Here is a 21,898-nt window from a genome sequence, read left to right as displayed (position 1 = left end):
GTGATTTGAGGATATCATGGCCTATAGTACTTTTTGTCAAACGAGCAACGACCAACTTAAAGAACCAATGTTTTTTGGTCAATCAGTCAATGTTGCCCGTTATGACCAACAAAAATTTGAAATTTTCGAAAAATTGATTGAAAAGCAATTATCTTTCTTTTGGCGTCCAGAAGAAGTGGATGTTTCTGGTGATCGCATTGATTACAATAACTTGCCAGATCATGAAAAGCATATTTTCATCAGTAATCTAAAATATCAAACGCTACTTGATTCAATTCAAGGTCGTAGCCCAAACGTAGCATTATTGCCTATCGTTTCACTACCAGAATTAGAAACATGGATTGAAACATGGTCGTTTTCAGAAACGATCCATTCTCGCTCTTATACACACATCATTCGTAATATCGTTAACAATCCATCGCTTATTTTCGATGATATTGTTCGTAATGAACATATTATTAAGCGTGCTGGTGATATTTCTAAATACTATGATGATTTAATCGCAGCAACTAATGATTATCACCGTTACGGTGAAGGTCAACATTCTGCCGATGGTATTGCTTTCACTGTTGATTTACATGACATCAAAAAGAAACTTTACCTGTGCCTAATGTCAGTCAATGCGTTAGAAGCGATCCGTTTCTATGTGAGTTTTGCTTGTTCGTTTGCTTTTGCTGAACGTGAGCTAATGGAAGGCAATGCTAAAATCATCAAGCTGATTGCACGTGATGAAGCATTGCACTTAACCGGTACTCAACATATGTTGAACCTGTTACGTAATGGCCATGATGATCCACAAATGGCAATTATTGCTGCCGAATGTGAAGAAGAGTGTTTCAGCATCTTTAAAGCTGCGGCTGAACAAGAAAAAGAATGGGCAGAATACCTATTTAAAGATGGTTCAATGATTGGTTTAAACAAAGAAATTTTATGCCAATATGTTGAATACATTACTAACTTACGCATGGTTGCTGTTGGTTTACGCCCTGCTTATGATGGCGCAAATCAAAACCCAATTCCATGGATCAACTCATGGTTATCATCAGATAATGTTCAAGTTGCTCCTCAAGAAGCAGAGATAAGTTCATATCTTGTCGGTCAAATCGACAATGATATTAGTGCTGATGATCTTGGTGATTTTGAGTTGTGAGTCAACTAACCTTTACGGTTAATGGGATTAAGGTTTGTGGCAATCGCCATGAACCTTTATTAATCCAACTAGAAAAAGCAGGCATTAAGCCAGAATACCAATGTCGTAATGGTATGTGTGGTGCTTGTCGATGTAAACTTATCTCAGGATCAGTTACTCAACAAGATGCTCTCGCTTTTATTGGTCCAAATGAAATATTAAGCTGTTGCTCTATTCCACAACAAAATATTGAAGTTCATTTTGATTATCAACTCAACACTGAACACCCAGCAGCTAAAACTAAAATAGCTCTTTAATACTATCTGATTATTTCAATCACGATAAACAATAAAGAGCTATTATATTTTTCTTTCAGTACTGTAACTACTTCACACACATCACATGGTAAACACCATCTTCAACTTCAGTCCCTTCCGTTTCATGCTCAAAGCCAGGGAATTCTTTATCCCAAATTTCTAAGCTATGTAAGTACCCAATTTGAGGACTATTGGCATCACCAAAGTTCTCACCAGACATCAGCATTGGAATACCCGGTGGGTAAGGAATAACAGCATTAGCGGCAATACGCCCTTGCAGTTTATTCGATGGCACCATTTCTACATTATCATCCACTATCGCTTCAAATGCGGCCCGAGGCGTAATATCAGCCTTTGGTAAGGTTGAATAAGCAGCATTTAACATTTCAGATGGCGTATGGGTCTTTAGGTAACTAAACATCTTGTCACCTAAGTCTTTTAACCCTAGGTTACCATACACCTGAGGATGGCTTGCAGCTAAATCAGGTAGAACTGATTTCAGTGGAGTATTATTATCATAATGGGTTTTAAAACTAAGTAAGGTATTAACTAACGTTGCCCACTTACCTTTAGTTATTCCCATTGAGAATAAGAACATCACTTGGAAATCTGTGGTACGGGTTGGCACAATACCAAAACGCGTAAGATATTGAGTCACTAATGCAGCAGGGACACCAGTATCAAGTAACTTACCATCATCCCCCATACCTGGTGCTAAAATACTGACTTTAATTGGATCGAGCATACACCAATCTTGCGGGATATCATCGAAACCATGCCATTTATCACCGGGTTTCATGATCCAAAAATCTTGGTTAGTCGCTAGCAATTCAGCAGGCGCATCTTCAAATGCATATTCAACCCCTGTATCGGGATCAACAATAGACTCGGCATTCCATGGTTTAAAGAACCAATCACCATCAGCAACAAACTCACGGTGCAAGCGTCCCATCGCTTGACGATAATCAACCGCTTCTTTAATGACTTCATTGGTTAATGACTCACCACGATTACCTGCCATTTGTGACACTGCAATATCATTTGAAACACTGATCGCATATAACGGTGATGTGGTTGCATGCATCATATACGACTGATTAAAGCGCTCAAAGTTAATATGATCTTTACCATTACGAACATGAATCCATGATGCCTGAGAAAGTGCATTTAATAATTTATGGGTTGAATGGGTAGCAAAGACGGTTGGACCATCATCTGGTGTATCTTGTGGCTCACCACGCATAGCAAAATGATCGGTATAAATAGGGTTAAAACGCGCGTAGCCATACCATGCTTCATCAAAGTGAATCCGATTACTACTTTCACTTAAAATATCTTGCGCACGTTTAGCGTTATAACATAAACCATCATAGGTACAGTTTGTCACCACCGAATAAGTGGCCATGTTACCGGCTTTATCTTTGGTTAACTCGCTGCTTTCTGCTGATTTTTTCAGCCCTTCCGGTGACATTTGATCTGGATAAATCGGCCCGATAATACCGTAGCGGTTACGGGTAGGAACCATATAAACAGGCAATGCCCCAGTTAACATTAACCCCTGCTCAATCGATTTATGACAATTTCGATCACAAATAGCGAGGGTGTTTTCTCTCATACAAATTTGCATGATAGTACGATTAGCCCCTGAAGTACCGGTGACTAATGAATAGGATCTATCAGCTCCAAACACTTTCGCGGCGTAATCTTCACTTTCACCAAAGGCACCAGTATGATCAAGCAATGAGCCTAAAGAACCGCGCTCAATACCCATATCTGAGCGGAAAAGCCCTTCACCATAATAATTATAGAAGCGTTGACCTTCTGGTGTTTTTAAAAAACCGACTCCGCCTTGATGCCCTGGTGCAGCCCATGAATATTCATGCACACTGTCATATTTCATCATTGCATTAGCAAGCGGCGGTAATAGCTGTTCACGATAACGTTGCATTGCTGCAATTGCGCGACCCGCCATAAAATCAGAGGTATCTTCTAAAATCCAGGCAAACTCACTCACTAATGACATTAACTGACGATCAACGGTTAAGGTCATTTTTTTACGCTCTGCGAGTAAAAAGACTGGCACACCTTGTTGGCGTTGATTCAATTTATCAATCAGAGAAAAGAACATATCATTCTCTTCTTGTTGTTGACCTGTCATGCTTGAGGTCAACATAAAGCAGTCAATCGCCATATTAACGTTGAGCATTGAGTAGCAATCATCATAAGTAGATGCTTTGACGACAATAATTGATTCATCTTCAAATTGTTCAACTAATCGGTCGATAGCATTTGCAACTACTCCCGTAGCTTGAGAGTTATCAAAAATTAATACTCTCATATGTTTACCATAATTCAACATATACAATCCTTTAATATCAGACTAGTAATTAATATTTCGCTTACTACAATACAACTCACGATGACACTTTATTATTAATAGCTTCACGGCTAGCAATAAACCCATAGAAGAAATAACCGACCAATGTAATAATAGCGCCATAAAATACCGCCTCCTCACCGGTAGAATATGCACCATAAATACTATATAACACGGCAATTGAACCAATAAAGATACCGTTATTATATTCTTTCTTACTAACGTTACTTTGTCTCATAATTATACCGAGAGCAGTTAACGCTAATACATAAGGCACCATATTAATAAAGACAGCTAAGTTTACTAATACATTAAATTGTTTTAATAATGTTGGTGAAATGGTCATGACCGCGAGTAGTAATTCAAAGGCTAACATGATCATCATGCCTTTAAATGGCGCATCATATTTATTTACATCACCAAAAATTTTGGGAAACAGACGCATATCAGCAGCAACTTTCGATACTTGCGCATTGGTAAATTGCCACCCAAGTAATGAACCCAAACACGCCATAATTGCCATTGCTGTAATAATTTCACCAACCAATGGACTAAACATTTGTGCAAACACCAGCCCAAATGGAGAATCAGATTTAGCTAAAATATCGTTGGGAATAATACCTTGAATAACGGTAGTGGAAGCAATATAAGTTGCCGCAGAAAAGACGGTCGCTAATAAACAAGCAAGCGGTACATTACGTTTAGGATTCTCAACGGTCCCTGAGTTAGCACCCGCCGACTCAATACCTAAAAATGCCCACAAGGTTAACGCCATTCCAGAGTAAATTGCGCTACCAACTGAGATATCATGGGGGTTCCAAGCTTCTTCAAAAATTTTGGCATCAAACCAAAACCAGCCAATAACCGATAATCCAAGCACTGGAATGATAATTCCCCATACAGTAATGGTGGAGATTTGTCCGGTTATCTTTGCCCCTTTCACATTAGCGAACATAGTTACAATCAGAATAGAAATAACACCAACAAAGGTATGAATGGGTGTTTCTTTTAACCATGGAATAAAATATTCTAAATAACCGACACATGAAACAGAAATAGCTACAGCACTAATAACAAGGCACACATAGTAAGTATAAGAGGCAATAAAAAAACTGGATTTACCATGTGCTTTTTCTGCGTAGGCGGACATACCACCATCGTCAGTACAATACATACCACATTTAGCAAATGCATAAGCGATTGCTAATGCACCTATTGCGGTAACACCCCATGCAAGTAATGCAATTCCTCCTGTTGCCGCTAAGCTGGAGGGTAGTAATATTATTCCCGATCCCATCATATTAACGGTAACTATGGTCGTTAACCCCATTAGTCCCATTTTGTTACTATTTCCACTCATAATGTAAACTACCTTATTAATTATTTTAATAACAATAATATTTCGATAAAATTACCTATCACTGTGGTATATCGAAACAAGTATAATTTAAAATTTTAAGGTCGGTTTATTTGTTAATGATATATTTAAATATTCTGACTTACACATGAAAAAAAATAACTTTTTTTGCATGTTTTAAATATATAAACTATGTAGTGGAGTTTTCATTTATTATTCAAAGACTAATACATAAAAAAAAGCGTATAAAAGAAACACATCTTCTATTACGCTTTTATTTATTAGTTATTAATAATTTATTTTATTTTAAATGTCGCAATCGTATTCGCGTTATTATCTTTAACACTTAATATATCATTATTAATACTGTAACTTGTAATTTCAGGTAATGCCGCTAAGAATGCTTGCTCTAATTCCATCCCTTCCATACACATTTTACGTGTTGCTGCCGCTTGCCCAATTGTTAGCGTTGTTGGCGTTTGCGCAGTTAATGCACCATGGAAATTATTACAGCCAGAAAAACCACTGACTGTGTTTGTTGTGGTATCAAACTGAATGAATGCATTATTGCCACCAGCACCGGGTTGTACTGTTTGATCTGATAATGTCACTAATTGCCATTGTGGGCCAGCAAGTGTTGGTTGATCCGCTTGCGGAGCAGTATTTTGAGATGGTGCAACACGATCTAATTTAACCTCTAATGGCTGTTTTGCATCAGCAGCAAACGGATCCACCGCCGTTGTAGAGGTCATGATCAATTTATTGTCGACTTTCACTGTTGCACGTACATTATAACGGTGATTCGCTTTTATTTTATTTGCATCATAATTTAACGTAACAGGATAAGGAGGGGCACCAGCAATATCCATTGATTCAGTACTCAATGTGACAGAAGCTGCATCAGCAAGAGAGACATCTTCAAGCGCAACATTTAACACCGCACCTGGTGGCAACATACGACGATCTAAATAGATAACACTGACTTCTAATGGTTTCATATTGGCTTGCTCTGCTTTAACAACAGCAGCAGGTTGCTGAGGTGCCTTCACTGTTGCTTCATTATCATTACAGGCTTGTAGCATTAACGCCGATAAGATTACTGATGTCGCTAATACTACTTTTTTTAATTTAAAAGCCATTCTTTTTCCTTAAATTTACATATGCTTATTTGCAGAAATTAGGTTACTTATTTTAAGCAACTCATTATTGCTGTTAGTCTATTTTTAATCGTACTAGCAATGATTAGTCACTAATTTCATTGCATACTATCATTTCTTTTCGCAATAATACAGCATTCAAAATAACAAAAAAGCCATTGATATTATGATTGTTAGCGTCTTTTGTTATAGCGTCTCAGTAGCAATGCGATCTAATGATTCATAACAGCCAAAGACATCTTTGCTTTGTAAATGGCGACGTAACATATCAAACAGAACCGTTGCTATAATCCAACGTCGATTATAATTGTTATATTGACGCGTAAATACCAACTGCTGACACCAACAACCATCAGGTGTTGTAAGACCTAGCATAAACCCACCTTCAGTAGATGACGGCCCGGTTGTTAGCGTATAAGTAGCAGGTGCATGTAAATGTAATCGTTGAGCTCGTAATGCAATTAATGTTGATAATTCTTCAGTATCAGCATGATCATCTATGTTATCGGCCATGACCTCACTAACCGCAAGTTTTGTGCTCAATGCTGGTACATCTTGGAGCCAATTAATCGCAAATCCACCTGAGCTTTGTTCTGATAATGCTAACGACGCCTGCTGAGGTAATAAATTTGCAATCGTATCAAGTAGTGGACACCCTTCACCAACGATATTATCGCCAAGTAAAGCTTTCATTTGTGATAATAGTGCCGTTACTTGGGTGCCATCTTGAGGTGCAAATAATTTTATTTCAATAAAAGGCAATGATGAGCGATAGCCTAAGCTGTACCCATCAGGCAATATCAGTGCTTGAAAACGATCACTAATGCTAGATTCAGACAGTCCATAAGTATGAAGACGATGGCAAACCTTGCTGTCCACCACCGTAAACATGGTTTGTAGCCGCGGCAAGATCTGATCCTTTACCATGACTTTAAACTCACTCGGTACGCCTGGCGTAAAAAACAGCCATGCTCGATTTAATTGCATCATAAAACCACAAGCAGTACCGACAGGATTATCAATTAATTCAGCACCTTCAGGTAACATTGCCTGTTTAAGGTTAGCATCAGGCATTACTCGCCCGAGTTGCTGATATTTCGCTTTCATTTCAGCAACCCAAGCGTCGGACTGTTCAAGTCCAACATTGGCTGCCATCGCTGCGGATGCTGCTGTCAAATCGTCCGATGTTGGTCCTAAACCACCATTTACGATCACAATATCAGCACTTAAACTACATATCTCAATTTCTTTTGCCAACGCTTCATAATCATCTCCCACCGTCACTCGGCGTGTCATGGCAAAACCTTGCTCGAAAAACAATGCTGATAACCATGCAGCATTTGTATCTGTAATATCGCCATACAGTACTTCTTCACCAGTACTGATCATCACTATATTAAGCATGGTTGTTATTCCCTATAAAAACTTGATTATTAGATACAGTTTATGCCTAACCTCAAATCATAGATAGAATATTATGCATTGACTTTATTATCGATTGTTTATCATTCAACAACAATTAACTGTAATTAAAAGTTTACACAATAAAGATAAGTTGACAGTTATACGCTCTATGGTTAATGTAGCCGCTAACAGCAACGCTGAAATCTTGTTAATTTGTTATTTTATCTAGTCAAGAGAGATTTAAAGTGCGAAATATTCATCCTAATACTGCCTATCGATAGCCACAGTGGCTCAATCTAGGTGTAAACATTTTAAAACACTTCATCTCGATTATGCCGCTGTGGCCTGCTTTTATATATAGGGAGCGACCACAGGTGTATTTATACCCCCTCCCACGTTACATTTTTTATCCTCAGGGAGTGACATAATCATGTCTTTAAATAAAACATTCGGCAGTATGCTGATCATTGCTGGCACCACTATCGGTGCGGGTATGCTAGCCCTTCCTCTTGCATCCGCAGGATTAGGTTTTACAACTGCAACAATTATCATGATCGCTATTTGGGCATTAATGACTTATACCGCCCTATTAATGCTAGAAGTTCATCAACACGCAGATCCCTCCTCAACCTTAAACACCTTGGCACACCAATTGTTAGGTCGTAAGGGTCAGACGATTGCTACATTAGCAATGTTCTTCTTATTTTACGCATTATGTGCCGCTTACATTGCAGGCGGCGGTAGTCAATTAAGTGAAAAGATCTCTACTTGGACAGGAACAACAATTGCACCTCAAATAGGTGCGGTGATCTTTACGATTGCTATCGCTAGTGTGGTATCAATCGGCACACACAGTGTAGATATGGTTAATCGTATTCTCTTTACAGCAAAAGTAGTGGCACTTGCGGTTATGCTTGGCTTATTACTGCCGCATGTGCAAGGACAACATCTGGTTGAAATGCCGATTGAAAAAGGATTAATTCTGTCTGCCTTACCGGTTATTTTCACATCTTTTGGTTTTCATGGCAGTATTCCTTCCATTGTTCGTTACATCGGAATTGATATTAACGCGCTGAAAAAAATCATGACCTTTGGTTCTGCACTGCCATTAGTAGTGTACATTTTATGGCAATTAGCTAGCCAAGGTATTATGGGGCAACCACAATTAATGGCTAATACTACCTTAGGTGCATTCATTGGTAGTTTAAGCCAATTACTGCATAATCCTATGGTCGGTCAGTCGGTGTCTATTTTTGCAGATCTCGCATTAGCGACTTCATTCCTTGGTGTAAGCTTGGGACTATTTGATTTTCTGGCCGATACCCTCAATCGTGGTAATCATCTAGCAGGTCGTGGACAAACAGCTTTAATTACATTTTTACCGCCGCTCGCTTTTGCTGTGTTTTACCCTCAAGGGTTTATTATGGCACTCGGTTACGCTGCTATTTCATTAGTTATTTTAGCGATATTTTTACCTGTCGCGATGGTTAGAGCACAACGTAAAGCACAACAGACTGCTAATAATCACTCCGGTTATGTGGTAAAAGGCGGCTCGCCAGCTTTAGGTATTGTTACTATCATCGGTATTATTATTATCGCAGCACAGCTATTACAAATGATTGGAGTAATACCTGCTGTCGGTTAACAGATTAATAGTATTGCCATATAAAAATGCGGTTACAAATAGCCGCATTTTCATCCAATAACACGGTTGAATAACCACCATATATATAAGAATGTGAACTAATATCACGTCGTTATCATTAATATATGTTTAACCCGTATTATTTGAGCTATTCTCTTTAAAATTAACACCTTAATAAAAAGTAAGAAGCTGGAGATGGATCCTTTCTCACCTCTACATTATCTTCAAAATCCAATTTGGGTTTTTGATGTTGATAATAAAAAAATCCTATGGGCTAATGATAAATCACTCCCTTTATGGGAAGCTACATCAATTGATGAGCTCTTAGAGCGTGATTTAGGTCAAGATATGTCAGCCGCGGCAGGGGCAACGCTACTAGAATACCAACACGCCTTTAAATCAAACAAAACCATTAAAACGTGGTGGTGTTTCAATCCCAAAAAAATCACTAAAAATATGCTGTGTTTATTTTCAGGGATCCCACTTGATGATGGCCGTATCGCAATGTTAGTTGAGGTGATTGCAGATGAGTCATCGCTTCGTCGCGATCTTGCATTTTCTGATTGTTCAAATTTAGCACTTCTTTTTAATGACAAAGGTTGCTTTATTAGCGCTAACGATGCTTTTGCTAGTCGTTATAGTGATAAGTTAAACGATCTTTCGGAGTTCATTGGTGATACTGATATTGCCCAAAAATGGCTTGAGGATGCAAAAAAAAATAATCATTTCAAGTGCAGTCGCTTATGTTGGACTGGGCAGCGCCATCATTGGTTTGATATTGAAGCTAAATGGCTAAGCGATAATTCACAGTTATTACTACAACTGGTTAATGTCACCAAAGATAAACAAAAACTTAATCAAGAAAAATACAATGCTGAGCATGATTATCTCACAGGACTAATGAATCGTCGCGGTGTCTCTGCTGCACTAAAAGCTAGCCATCATCATTTATCACACTATAGCCTACTGTTTCTTGACCTTGACGGGTTTAAACTTGTTAACGACTCCTATGGCCATGCCGCGGGTGATAAATTACTGCGTGCTGTTGCAATACGACTGTTAAATATTGTTAAAGACAGAGGACTGGTGGCACGCTTTGGTGGTGATGAGTTTATTATTCAAATCGAAAAGCGCAACTACACGACTCTCGCTCATTTTGCTAATCAAATAATAGAAACATTAAATCGACCATTTCATATTAAGGATATTGGCGAACTCTCAATTAGTTGCAGTATCGGCACAGCAAACTATCCAAATGATGCCAATAACTTTGATACCCTCGTCACCCAAGCAGATATGGCAATGCACCGCGCAAAACAACGAGGCCGCAATTGTTATTATCCTTTTTTACAAGAAATGGCGGATGCGTTATATCGTAAAATGACTCTGCGTCATCATTTATCTCAAGCACTTGAAAATAATGATTTTGAGCTATACTACCAACCGATTATTGACTTAAATACACAACAACTAAAAGGTTTTGAAGCACTGATCCGTTGGTACGATGAATCATTAGGTCAAGTTTCACCGGCTGAATTTATTCCGTTAGCAGAAGAAACGGGACAGATTGTGCCGCTCGGATTATGGATTTTACACAGTGCTTGCCAACAGTTAGCTTATTGGACTCAACATTATCAGCAACCGTTTATTATCAGTATCAATTTATCACGCGCCCAATTGCAGCCTACTTTAGCGCAAACCATTGAGGAGATGATCCTGCAATACAATATAAACCCATCACAACTGGCATTAGAAATTACAGAATCAGCCATGCTCCAAGATTACTGTGAAACTAAACCGTGTTTAGATGCGCTTGCAGCAATGGGTATTGAGTTATATTTAGACGATTTTGGTACCGGTTATTCATCACTATCACAGTTACATGATTTACCAATCAGTACGGTTAAACTTGATCAAAGTTTTGTGCAAGGTGAACACACCAGCAGCAAAGTCATTATTGAAGCAACTAAAGCTATTTGCGAGAAATTGAACTTGAAAATTGTAGCTGAAGGCGTTGAAACACGTGCACAACTTGATTATATCAATCAATGTGGTTTTGATTATTGTCAGGGATATTTCTTTAGTAAACCCATGCCTGTTGAGGAACTTGAACTGAAATATTTTCATCCCAAATTAGTTGATATATTAGCTTAACTTAACCATCGAGCCCTTTCCCTATCTATAATGATAGGGAAGCGTTCATTCTTAAGCTACAAATCGCCACGTTCAGCATGAATCAATAAATTACGTGGAGTGATAGGCTTATCACAAAAAGAGCCAATCACAACGTTATAACCTTGCTCCTCTAGAAAACAAGCCCGATCAAGTACCAGCCACATTTCCAATGGCCGACGAAATAATTGTCGAACTAGCTCCATTCTTTCGGTGATAGCAAATCGCTGCTCACCTTGACGTTGCCAGTATTCAAAATCAAGATTTGAAGGTAAATCAATGCCTTTTTTTGTCGCAGCCCAGTGGCAGAACGCTTCAAAACCTTGAGTAAGTAAGGCTTTTTGTACATTCGGCACTGCCAGATAAGTATCGTTTTGGTTGAGCTCTCTTTGTAATAAATCAAACCCTAACCGAAAACTCACTTCGACAAATCGTAGCTGTCTTACTCGATTCCCCGCCGTAACCGTTTCTTGTAACGGCAATCGTAAATCATGTTTCGATAACACTAATGCACTGGTTTTTGCTGCTGCTGACATGGGTTGATAATACGATTGACGAATTAAATGGTAACAGCAAGGTGAAATACTCACTGCTGCCCCTTTTTTCGCGACGACCCGCTGCAACAATGAAACGTGTAAATCTCCACAGGCATGTAACGCGACAGCATGCTGGTGAGCCATAATGGCTTTATCACTCTCGAGACTAAACGCATCAGCATGAACAAAATTAATGTCTAATTGTAATTGTTTCGCAGCTTGCTCACCATCAACACATAACTGCTGTTGCCACTCCAGACTTGTAACCGGTTGCTGGTGGGATACAGCCAGTACGCGTCCAAGATAGCCTTTGCCAGCACACCACTCTAACCATGGTAATCCTAAGCGCGGTAGTACTTCATTGAACGCGGTAATTTGTTGCCATTTTCTCCCCGGAACACCACTATCCAAACCTTGTGGTACCGATCGCTCTGTCCGTGTTAACGGTGATGTTTCCGCTGCGATTTGGGTTAACTGTTCAGCATCGTCAATCCATGGCTGTAATGCTGCTGTTAATGCCTTGATATCCTGACTTAATAATTGTAATTGGCTATCATCTATACGCATTAGCCATTGACAAAATTGTGGATTTTGCTGCCAAACAAATCCACGCTCAGCAAAAGGCATAAACTGCCAAAATTGACAGTTTCTCACCAACAATGCATCAAGACGATGAAAAAGCTCAACGTAGTTAGACATAAACAACCATTTACTCACCAAAAAATTGGAGGCTAGTGTATACCAAGCTCACGTATGAGGCATTATCCAAATAATAAAAAAACCGCTATCACTAGCGGTTTATATTGTCTTTTCAATACTATTAGCGGCTATCTAACCGGTAAATCCATTGATGCAAACATCTCGTTTATTTCTGCAGCGTTTTTTAATCCAATCGCTTGATCAACCACATTACGCGTAAGGTGCGGTGCAAAACGCTCCATAAAATCATACATATAAGAGCGTAAAAACGTGCCTTTCTTAAAGCCTATCATTGTCGTACTTGAGGCAAAAATATGGCTTGCATCAATTGCAACTAAATCATGATCAGCATCAGCATCAATTGCCATACTTGCGATAACGCCAACACCTATTCCTAAACGCACATAGGTTTTAATCACATCGGCATCTGTCGCTGTAAAAACAATCCTGGGCGTTAAACCAGAACGATTAAAGGCACTATCCAGTTCAGAACGACCAGTAAAACCAAATACATAAGTAACTAATGAATATGCAGCTAAATCATGAATAGTGATCGTTTCTTTTGCCGCAAGTGGGTGATCTTTGCGTACCACAATGGAACGATTCCAATAATAACAAGGCAACATAATCATATCTTGGTATAGGTGCAATGCCTCAGTTGCTATTGCAAAATCAGAATTCCCTTTACCAACAGCATCTGCAATTTGTGCTGGCGTTCCTTGATGCATGTGCAGTGATACTTTAGGAAATCGATGTGTAAAACCTTGAATAACATGTGGTAACGCATAACGCACTTGTGTATGAGTCGTCGCAATATTCAGCGTGCCCATCTCAGGATGAGTATGCTCACCAGCAACCGCTTTAATGCTTTCAACGCGCGATAATATATCTCGCGATATACGTACTATCTCTTCACCTGCAGAGGTGACTTTGGTTAAATGTTTACCACTACGTTCAAAAATTTGAATGCCGAGTTCATCTTCCAATAACCGTACTTGTTTACTAATACCAGGTTGAGAGGTATATAAACTCTCTGCCGTCGATGACACATTAAGGTTATGATTTACGACCTCAACGATATAGCGTAATTGTTGTAATTTCATGGTCTCGCCCAATCAATAATCCGTTACCTTTCACACTATTCCATAAACTCATCCACTGATTTTTATGTCAAAGCATGATCGTGCAACCATGTAATAAATATTTTATATATTGAATTAGCCCCGTTTCATAGTTTTTATTTACTTTTAGTCATAAAAAATACCATTCAACCACCATATAGACATAAGGCCATGTACTAATTACACACAAACATTAGAAACTTAATCATATTAAATAGAATACAAATAAAAGGGAAAAGTCAGAATGTCTGTAATCTACACTGTTATCCTAGAGTTTTGATTCTCTTAAAATAGCATCACATGCGCGCGGTAATTCTATATATTGAAGTAATATCAGAATAAAAACAAAGCATTTGATTTAAAAAGCCACATCTTTCTCTATAGCATTATTAAGTTAGCATTTTTTACTAACAAACTACCACTAAACAACGAGATAGTGTATCTTCCTTAGTTATATATTAACCATAAAAGATAGTAAAATTTTATGAGTATCCCTCTTGTTATTGGTTTAATCAGTCTTCTGCTCATTTTAATTATTGGTTACAGCGTAATCATCCAATATCGTCAACGACTAGAAAGTGCGAAACAACAAGAATTGGCCAAGCAAGTTGCTATTATTGACGCAACTGAAGAACTCATAAGTAATGCTAGCCACTTGCCTTACAGTAAAGAATTATTAGTCTGTCTGAACAAACGTATTCTTTATGCACTAGAAAGCATTGCTGAAATCGATACTAAAGATAGAACATTAAAACAACGTATTCAGCATGTTAGTGAACAATTAACTTATTTAGAAACCCATTTTGATCAAACTACTGTGGTGCCGTTTCAAGTACCAAACTCTGATCGACAAGCAATTGGCATGTTACAACTAGTTAAACGCTTAAAAACCGTTTTAAAAGGAGAACATGGTAAAGGTCGTATCGCAACCCAAGCTTATGTGCAAGAAAATACCCGTCTAGATAACATGCAACTGCGCATCAATATTGAAAATGTGGTTAAACGAGCAAATGATGCACGTTTAAAACGCCAATTTGGTACCGCTAAACAACTGCTCAAAAAAGGCATTGATGTTTTATCATCTCGTAGTGATAGTTACGCCACTAAAGCTCAACAAAAACTACAATATATGCTCAATGAAATCGATAATAATATGAGTGTAAGTAGCGAACAAGAACGCCAACAATTACTTGATAAAGATAACGATGAATTAGATGTGTTATTCCAACCAAAGCGAAAATGGTGATCTGATTTACTTTGGCTTAAAATAAGCCAACGACAAAGGTCGCAATTGCGGCCTTTTTTTATGCCTTCGATAACAATAAAAAGAACATCCTATGGATAATACTCAGCAAATGATTAATACGCTACTTCAACCGATTAATCAGTTTCTTCAATGTCAAACCCCTGATAGCTGGATTGAAGAGGCACGTAAACCAGAAAATCTTACCGCATTATTAGTCGATCACTGTAATTGTGAGTTGAAAGCCAGTCAGACCGCAATGTTTATGGTGCGTAAGTACGCCGTTGATAAATCCAGTGGTGCTGCATTGATGGCGTGGGCAAAACCTTATGAAGATTTTGTTTATGGCGGAAATACACGTTCAACCACGGATTTTCACAGCAAGAAAAATGGTTTATTGGCACCATTAACACCACGCAGTGATTTTGCTCATGGACCAGAGCTGATAGATAAAATGGTGCGCTTAATTAAAGAAGAATTCCATCATTTTGAGCAGGTACTTGAGATAATGGATAAGCGTGAAATTGCTTACCATAATCTTCATGCTGGACGTTATGCTAAAGGCTTAATGAAAGCGGTTCGCACCCATGAGCCTGCAACTTTAATTGATAAGCTCATTGTTGGTGCCTATATTGAAGCACGTTCTTGTGAGCGATTCGCTAAACTTGCGCCTTATTTAGATCCAGAATTACGCAAGTTTTATATTTCTCTGTTACGTTCAGAAGCGCGCCATTATCAAGATTATCTAACACTTGCAGAAAAGATTGCGGGTAAAAATATTGCTGATCGTATTCGTATTATTGGTGCGAAAGAAGCAGAATTAATTCTAGCGCCCGATGATACTTTCCGCTTTCACAGTGGCGTTCCTGCTATAGTTGTTTGTAATGCGTAAAAACAACATTAACTCATGCCAAAACAGCAACTAATGAAAACAAAAAACCGCCCAATTAGGCGGTTTTTTAAAATCTAACAAAAGAGGCTATTACTCTTCTTCAGTCGATTTTTCTTTTTTCGGTTTCTTACGCTTGTCGGTAATTTCCCACTTGCCGTCCACAAATAGACCCGTCCAGCCTGTTGGCTTGCCGTCTACTTCTGAGCGCACGTAATTCTCTTTGGTTTTACGAGAAAAACGAATAACGGTTGGTAGCCCATCAGGGTCAGCAACTGGCGCATCGGTTAAGTATAAGAACTTAGGTGATAAACGTTCTTTAAAGCGTACAAGCTCTTCCACTAACGGTGCACGTGTTTCACGTGATTTAGGGAACGTGCTCGCTGCCATGAACAAACCAGATGCACCATCACGTAATACAAAGTACGCATTGGTATCTTGTGTACATGGAATTTCTGGTAAATGTACTGGATCTTCTTTTGGTGGCGCAACTTCGCCATTCTTGAGGATCTTACGAGTGTTCTTACACTCTTCGTTAGTACAGCCCATGTACTTACCAAAACGACCGTTTTTGAGTTCCATATCAGAACCACACTTGTCGCATTCAATCAGTGGACCTTCATAGCCTTTAAGCTTGAACTCACCTTTCTCGACAATATAACCATCACAACTTGGGTTATTACCGCAAACGTGAAGTTTACGATCTTGGTCAATTAAGTAAGCATCCATTGCCGTACTACAAATAGGACAACGTTTCTTGGCGCGTAATGCTGCCGTTTCAACGTCTTCCTCAAGTACATTAACAATGCCTTCTTCACTGCCTAAGTTAATCGTCGTTTTACAGCGCTCTTTTGGCGGTAAGGCATAACCTGAACAGCCTAGGAATACGCCTGTAGATGCAGTACGAATACCCATCGGACGAGAACATGTTGGACATTGAATGTCAGTCAGTACGATATTGTTAGGTTGCATACCGCCTTCTGACTCATCTAACTCAGCCTTTTTAAGCTCAGCAGTAAAATCAGAGAAGAACTCATCCAGTACTTTCTTCCAGTTTTTCTCACCTTCAGCGATTTTATCAAGATTACCTTCCATACGGGCAGTAAAATCAAAATCCATCAGGTCAGGGAAACTGTTATCTAGACGGTCAGAAACAATCTCACCCATTTTTTCAGCATAAAAACGACGCTGATCAACACGTACATAACCACGATCTTGAATGGTTGAAATAATCGACGCATACGTTGACGGACGACCAATGCCACGCTTTTCAAGTTCTTTAACCAATGCAGCTTCTGTAAAGCGTGCTGGCGGCTTAGTAAAGTGTTGTTTAGGCTCAAGCTGCTCTAACTTCAGTACGTCACCTACGTTAACTTCAGGTAATGTTGTATCTTCATTTTTACCTGATGGGCGTTGTACTAATGTCCAACCGGCAAAACGTAATGTACGGCCTTTCGCTTTCAGCAAGAAATCACCAGCTTTAACGTTGATCGTACTTGAATCATATTTTGCAGGCATCATTTGACAAGACACAAATTGACGCCAAATTAAGTCATACAACTTAACTGCATCTTGATCCATGCCTTCTAAATTTTCAGCTTTTACTTCTACGTTTGAAGGACGAATCGCTTCGTGCGCTTCTTGGGCATTTTTCTTACTGCCATACACATTGGCATTTTCAGGTAAATACTCATTACCATACTCATTGCCAATCAGCTCACGTGCCGCTTCAACCGCTTCTTTTGAAAGGTTGGTTGAGTCAGTACGCATGTAAGTAATATAACCCGCTTCATATAAGCGCTGTGCAAGGCCCATGGTGCGCTTAACACCGTAACCTAGACGTGTACTTGCCGCTTGCTGTAATGTCGAGGTGATATAAGGCGCAGATGGCTTACTGCTGGTTGGGCGATCTTCACGCTCAATCACTTCATAAGCCGCTTTTTCAAGTAGCGCATGCGCTGCCATCGTATCGACTTTATTTTCAGGACGGAATGATTTACCCGCCTGTTGCGCAACCATTAACCGTAGCGCATTTTTGCCTACCGTTAGTGTATCTGCGTGAATATCCCAAAATTCTTCAGGATCAAACGCATTGATTTCATGCTCACGCTCAACAATCAGCTTTACTGCTACTGACTGAACTCGACCCGCAGATAGTCCACGTGCGACTTTTTTCCACAATAGTGGCGATACCATGAAGCCAACAACACGATCGAGGAATCGACGCGCTTGTTGTGCATTCACACCATCAATATTCAATTCACCTGGCTGTTCAAATGCTTGTTGAATAGCATTTTTGGTGATTTCGTTAAACACAACCCGCTTGTAGCGTGATTCATCGCCGCCGATGATCTCACGAAGGTGCCACGCAATGGCTTCTCCTTCGCGGTCCAAATCCGTTGCGAGATAAACAAAATCAGCATCTTCTGCTAATTTTTGAAGTTCACTAACGACTTTTTCTTTGCCAGGAAGTATTTCGTAATGCGCATTCCAATCATCATAAGGATCAACACCCATCTTGCTGATTAGCGCTTTACGATCTTTCTTCTTTTTGATCGCCGCTTTTTCTTCAACACTCAACCCTTTAGTCGATGTTGCTGCTGCTTTTTTACCGCCACTGCGGGCGCCCGTTGGTAAATCACGTACGTGACCAACGCTTGATTTTACAATGAAATCCTTACCCAAGTACTTATTGATTGTTTTCGCCTTGGCTGGGGACTCCACGATAACGAGAGATTTACCCATAATGACCCTATTACGTCCTCGTGCTCGCTAATACTAAAAATATAAATAACTGCTTAGCTAATCATTAGCGCCACAACATTCGACCAATCTCATTAAGTCACTAATCGAAAAACTTAAGAGCAGTGAATTAATATGATGAGTTCCAATTTGATAATGATACTTATTTTGCAATTAATTATTGCACTTCATTTACGTAAAATACTCTTTACATATTGGGCTAGAAAACAAGAAGGTCAACTGCTTTTTAATTTATTTCGTCTATTTGGTTGCAGCTTCCGCAATTGTTATTAACTTGTAAATAAGTTCTAAGCGTCGTTTAATCCATTTACAACGTACTGATTATCAAGGTGATAAAATCATAATTTACCTTATAGGACAATCACTTTGATGATTTCTCGCTACTGTAATAACATAAAAATGCGTTATCATTACTATCTATATAGAGGTATTTGATCCGTTTTACTAAATTTTCTTGCATCTAATCACAGTATCGCCGTTTTTTAAGTTAATTAATGTTGAAATCTGAATAGATATTAACCAACTGACAATTCTGTTATTTGTTTTCTGACACCAACTTACTTAGACTGTTATTATTTTACAATTGATGAGTATTAATCATGGCTAATAAAGTTGAAATTTCGATCAATGAGCTATTAATGATCGCCAACCAAATCATTCAAGATCACAAAGATTATGTTGAAGGCATGCGCGCAACATCTGTGACAGAAAAAGACGGCGTATTGATCTTTAAAGGTGAATATTTCCTAGATGATGACGGCTTACCAACCGCGAAAACGACAGCCGTCTTTAATATGTTCAAATTCCTGGCGCATAAATTATCGCCAGAATTTACCCTCAATACACTACTCGTTTAAATGACAAAAAACCCGCAATAATTGCGGGTTTTTCTTTAATTATATCAGTTAGCGATAATTACATAAAAGGACGCTGACCACGTGCAACCCACTTCATGAGTAATGTATCAGCAGCTTCACTTGACGCGCCTGATAATTTTTCAATCAATTTCTTGCGACGTACATATTTAACTTGTAGTACTTCACGTGCCTTACATGCTTCAGTGATCAAATCATCACTGGTGCTAATCTGATCTACTAAGCCCAATTCAAGTGCTTGTTGGCCAAACCAATGCTCACCGGTTGCGACCTTATTAAGGTCCAGATCTGGACGATGAACAGCAATAAATTGTTTAAATAATCCGTGAGTTTCTTCAATTTCTTCTTTGAATTTTTCACGGGCTTTGTCAGAGTTTTCACCAAACATTGTTAAGGTACGTTTAAACTCACCTGCTGTGATTTGTTCAAACTCAATATCGTTTTTCTTCAATACTTTACTGAAGTTTGGTAACTGTGCAATCACACCAATTGAGCCTACAATAGCAAACGGAGCAGAGACGATTTTATCAGCTACACACGCCATCATATAGCCACCACTTGCTGCAACTTTATCAACCGCAATCGTTAGTGTAATACCCGCCGCTTTTAAGCGATCAAGTTGTGATGATGCTAAACCATAAGCGTGCACCATACCGCCGCCAGTTTCTAAGCGTAATAGCACTTCATCACCTTCAATAGCGATGGCTAAAATGGCACTAATCTCTTGGCGTAATGATGACACTTCACGCGCATCAATACTGCCATGAAAATCAATCACAAATAAACGTGGCTCACGCGTTGTAGTTAAATTGCCATTTTTTACTGCTTGTTTTATTTCATTTTGACGCGCTTTATCATGTTCTTTATCTGATTTTTTATCTGCCTTATCACGTGCTTTTAGTAACGCTTTATCAAATAAGTGTGATTCTAACTGCTCAACGGTATCTTTATATTGCTCAGTTAAGTCAATCACCTCAAGTTCACCTTTTTGTGAACCATGACGACCATTTAACGCTTTTGCCAACACCAACACACCCACAATCGCAATAACGACTGTTGCAATTTTGGCGAAAAACAAACCATACTCAAACAAAAATTCCAATATTTAACCCTCTATTTGGCAACACAAAGCGCCATAACTTATTGTAACTATGTTATTACTATCGTCGCTATGACTTCAATTTATTACGAAAATAAATCAAGCTCACCGTCACGATTTTCAAATAAATGTACGTTCTCTCAGAGTATAAATTCTGATATGTTTTAGTAGTAATCGATATTACAGCCAAGCTCAAGACTTGATGCGTTCTTCGACGAAAAAACACTCAAATAACAACAAAAAGACATTATTTAAAAGGAAGCTACGGTGAATTATCAAATTGCTGCGAACAATTTAAAAGATCGAGTGATCTTAGTAACAGGTGCTGGTGATGGTATAGGTCGAGAAGCGGCACTCCAATATGCTGCACATGGCGCCACCGTCATTTTATTGGGAAGAACTATCGCTAAACTGGAAGCTGTTTATGATGAAATAGAAACCAATGGCGGTAACCAAGCAGCAATTATACCGTTAGATTTACTGGGCGCGACCAAACAGCATTATCTTGATATGGCAGATACTATTGAGCAGCAATTTGGTCGCTTAGATGGTGTATTACACAATGCAGGCCTGTTAGGTGCATTAAGCCCTATTGATCACATCGAAGAGTCTGTTTTTGATGATGTAATGCAAGTTAACGTTAAAGCGCAACTATTGCTGACTCAAGCTATTTTACCGCTAATCAAACAATCACCTGATGGTCGTATCATCTTTACCTCATCAACGGTTGGTCACAGCGGCCGTGCTTTTTGGGGAACGTATGCTATTTCTAAATTCGCGACTGAAGGCATGATGCAAGTGTTAGCCGATGAGCTCAGCGAGACGACTGTTAACGTCAATGCCATTAACCCTGGTGGTACACGTACAGGCATGCGCGCGCAAGCGTTTCCAGCAGAAGACGCACGGTTACTTAAAACACCACTTGATATTATGCCACTGTATTTGTATCTGATGGGACCTGAAAGTCGTCATGTTTCAGGGCAATGTATTGATGCTCAGCCACAAAGAAAACCAGGTATCAGTAGCGAAGAAGAATAGTTCATTGGTGCTATCATCTATCAATGATAACAATAAAAAAAGCCGACATCACTGTCGACTTTTTAGTATTCATCGTG

16 protein-coding genes are annotated in these 21,898 nt (G+C 39.0%); 8 read left to right on the top strand and 8 right to left on the bottom strand.

Annotated features, from left to right (window positions below):
- Positions 1–16 precede the first annotated feature (16 nt).
- Together nrdB and yfaE are read left to right on the top strand one after the other, a co-directional pair.
- Positions 17–1,150, top strand: coding sequence for a class Ia ribonucleoside-diphosphate reductase subunit beta (nrdB, locus tag G6R09_RS07710; protein ID WP_065166268.1), 1,134 nt, complete (start codon positions 17–19; stop codon positions 1,148–1,150).
- On the top strand, positions 1,147–1,446 hold the full coding sequence (gene yfaE / locus G6R09_RS07705; RefSeq protein ID WP_065166269.1) for a class I ribonucleotide reductase maintenance protein YfaE: 300 nt from the start codon (positions 1,147–1,149) through the stop codon (positions 1,444–1,446). The genes nrdB and yfaE overlap by 4 nt, the downstream gene beginning before the upstream one ends.
- Positions 1,447–1,513: 67 nt before the next feature.
- Here the strand turns inward: yfaE and adiA are convergent, their stop codons facing one another.
- From adiA to G6R09_RS07685, 4 genes are all read right to left on the bottom strand, one after another.
- Positions 1,514–3,805 (bottom strand): arginine decarboxylase, encoded by a 2,292-nt coding sequence (gene adiA / locus G6R09_RS07700; RefSeq protein WP_107204454.1) that lies wholly within the window; start codon positions 3,803–3,805, stop codon positions 1,514–1,516.
- Positions 3,806–3,860: 55 nt separating this feature from the next.
- Entirely contained in the window at positions 3,861–5,183 is a 1,323-nt protein-coding gene (gene potE, locus G6R09_RS07695) for a putrescine-ornithine antiporter (RefSeq protein WP_065166270.1), read from the bottom strand.
- 293 nt (positions 5,184–5,476) lie between these two features.
- Positions 5,477–6,319, bottom strand: a complete 843-nt coding sequence (locus tag G6R09_RS07690) for an META domain-containing protein (protein ID WP_163921529.1) — start codon at positions 6,317–6,319, stop codon at positions 5,477–5,479.
- 204 nt (positions 6,320–6,523) lie between these two features.
- On the bottom strand, positions 6,524–7,741 hold the full coding sequence (locus G6R09_RS07685; protein ID WP_163921526.1) for a CinA family nicotinamide mononucleotide deamidase-related protein: 1,218 nt from the start codon (positions 7,739–7,741) through the stop codon (positions 6,524–6,526).
- 430 nt (positions 7,742–8,171) lie between these two features.
- Between G6R09_RS07685 and tyrP the strand changes: the two genes are divergently transcribed.
- The gene (tyrP, locus tag G6R09_RS07680) at positions 8,172–9,386 is read left to right on the top strand and encodes a tyrosine transporter TyrP (RefSeq protein ID WP_163921523.1); all 1,215 of its coding nucleotides are present in this window, start codon (positions 8,172–8,174) and stop codon (positions 9,384–9,386) included.
- A gap of 195 nt (positions 9,387–9,581) precedes the next feature.
- Positions 9,582–11,540, top strand: coding sequence for a bifunctional diguanylate cyclase/phosphodiesterase (locus G6R09_RS07675; RefSeq protein WP_065166273.1), 1,959 nt, complete (start codon positions 9,582–9,584; stop codon positions 11,538–11,540).
- A gap of 56 nt (positions 11,541–11,596) precedes the next feature.
- On the opposite strand, the gene G6R09_RS07670 is transcribed toward G6R09_RS07675, so the two are convergent.
- Positions 11,597–12,793: a methyltransferase gene (locus tag G6R09_RS07670; protein WP_065166274.1), complete on the bottom strand. Its 1,197-nt coding sequence runs from the start codon at positions 12,791–12,793 to the stop codon at positions 11,597–11,599.
- 128 nt (positions 12,794–12,921) lie between these two features.
- Positions 12,922–13,896, bottom strand: coding sequence for an HTH-type transcriptional regulator CysB (cysB, locus tag G6R09_RS07665; protein ID WP_065166275.1), 975 nt, complete (start codon positions 13,894–13,896; stop codon positions 12,922–12,924).
- 502 nt (positions 13,897–14,398) lie between these two features.
- Here cysB and G6R09_RS07660 point away from each other — a divergent pair.
- Both G6R09_RS07660 and G6R09_RS07655 read left to right on the top strand, forming a co-directional pair.
- Complete coding sequence (locus G6R09_RS07660; protein ID WP_065166276.1) at positions 14,399–15,160, top strand: DNA repair protein; 762 nt, start codon at positions 14,399–14,401, stop codon at positions 15,158–15,160.
- 91 nt (positions 15,161–15,251) lie between these two features.
- Positions 15,252–16,049, top strand: a complete 798-nt coding sequence (locus G6R09_RS07655) for a tRNA isopentenyl-2-thiomethyl-A-37 hydroxylase MiaE (protein WP_065166277.1) — start codon at positions 15,252–15,254, stop codon at positions 16,047–16,049.
- 90 nt (positions 16,050–16,139) lie between these two features.
- On the opposite strand, the gene topA is transcribed toward G6R09_RS07655, so the two are convergent.
- Entirely contained in the window at positions 16,140–18,791 is a 2,652-nt protein-coding gene (gene topA / locus G6R09_RS07650) for a type I DNA topoisomerase (RefSeq protein ID WP_060996624.1), read from the bottom strand.
- Between the two features lie 617 nt (positions 18,792–19,408).
- Between topA and G6R09_RS07645 the strand changes: the two genes are divergently transcribed.
- On the top strand, positions 19,409–19,666 hold the full coding sequence (locus G6R09_RS07645) for a YciN family protein (protein WP_065166278.1): 258 nt from the start codon (positions 19,409–19,411) through the stop codon (positions 19,664–19,666).
- A gap of 58 nt (positions 19,667–19,724) precedes the next feature.
- Here G6R09_RS07645 and sohB read toward each other — a convergent pair whose 3' ends face one another.
- Positions 19,725–20,786 (bottom strand): protease SohB, encoded by a 1,062-nt coding sequence (sohB, locus tag G6R09_RS07640; RefSeq protein ID WP_065166279.1) that lies wholly within the window; start codon positions 20,784–20,786, stop codon positions 19,725–19,727.
- A gap of 264 nt (positions 20,787–21,050) precedes the next feature.
- On the opposite strand from sohB, the gene G6R09_RS07635 reads away from it, so the two are divergent.
- Positions 21,051–21,821: a YciK family oxidoreductase gene (locus G6R09_RS07635; RefSeq protein WP_065166280.1), complete on the top strand. Its 771-nt coding sequence runs from the start codon at positions 21,051–21,053 to the stop codon at positions 21,819–21,821.
- The last annotated feature ends 77 nt before the right edge of the window (positions 21,822–21,898 follow it).

The organism is Photobacterium sp. Alg240-V54, from assembly GCF_900537155.1.
Lineage (GTDB): Bacteria > Pseudomonadota > Gammaproteobacteria > Enterobacterales > Vibrionaceae > Photobacterium.
The sequence above is the reverse complement of the archived record's forward strand: the minus strand, read 5'-3'. Positions and strand labels throughout refer to the sequence as shown.

Excerpts from the sequence above, each read along its gene's own strand:
- nrdB (WP_065166268.1), top strand. The coding sequence starts at position 17 with ATGGCCTATAGTACTTTTTGTCAAACGAGCAACGACCAACTTAAAGAA.
- adiA (WP_107204454.1), bottom strand. The coding sequence starts at position 3,805 with ATGTTGAATTATGGTAAACATATGAGAGTATTAATTTTTGATAACTCT.
- potE (WP_065166270.1), bottom strand. The coding sequence starts at position 5,183 with ATGAGTGGAAATAGTAACAAAATGGGACTAATGGGGTTAACGACCATA.
- G6R09_RS07690 (WP_163921529.1), bottom strand. The coding sequence starts at position 6,319 with ATGGCTTTTAAATTAAAAAAAGTAGTATTAGCGACATCAGTAATCTTA.
- G6R09_RS07685 (WP_163921526.1), bottom strand. The coding sequence starts at position 7,741 with ATGCTTAATATAGTGATGATCAGTACTGGTGAAGAAGTACTGTATGGC.
- tyrP (WP_163921523.1), top strand. The coding sequence starts at position 8,172 with ATGTCTTTAAATAAAACATTCGGCAGTATGCTGATCATTGCTGGCACC.
- G6R09_RS07675 (WP_065166273.1), top strand. The coding sequence starts at position 9,582 with ATGGATCCTTTCTCACCTCTACATTATCTTCAAAATCCAATTTGGGTT.
- G6R09_RS07670 (WP_065166274.1), bottom strand. The coding sequence starts at position 12,793 with ATGTCTAACTACGTTGAGCTTTTTCATCGTCTTGATGCATTGTTGGTG.
- cysB (WP_065166275.1), bottom strand. The coding sequence starts at position 13,896 with ATGAAATTACAACAATTACGCTATATCGTTGAGGTCGTAAATCATAAC.
- G6R09_RS07660 (WP_065166276.1), top strand. The coding sequence starts at position 14,399 with ATGAGTATCCCTCTTGTTATTGGTTTAATCAGTCTTCTGCTCATTTTA.
- G6R09_RS07655 (WP_065166277.1), top strand. The coding sequence starts at position 15,252 with ATGGATAATACTCAGCAAATGATTAATACGCTACTTCAACCGATTAAT.
- topA (WP_060996624.1), bottom strand. The coding sequence starts at position 18,791 with ATGGGTAAATCTCTCGTTATCGTGGAGTCCCCAGCCAAGGCGAAAACA.
- G6R09_RS07645 (WP_065166278.1), top strand. The coding sequence starts at position 19,409 with ATGGCTAATAAAGTTGAAATTTCGATCAATGAGCTATTAATGATCGCC.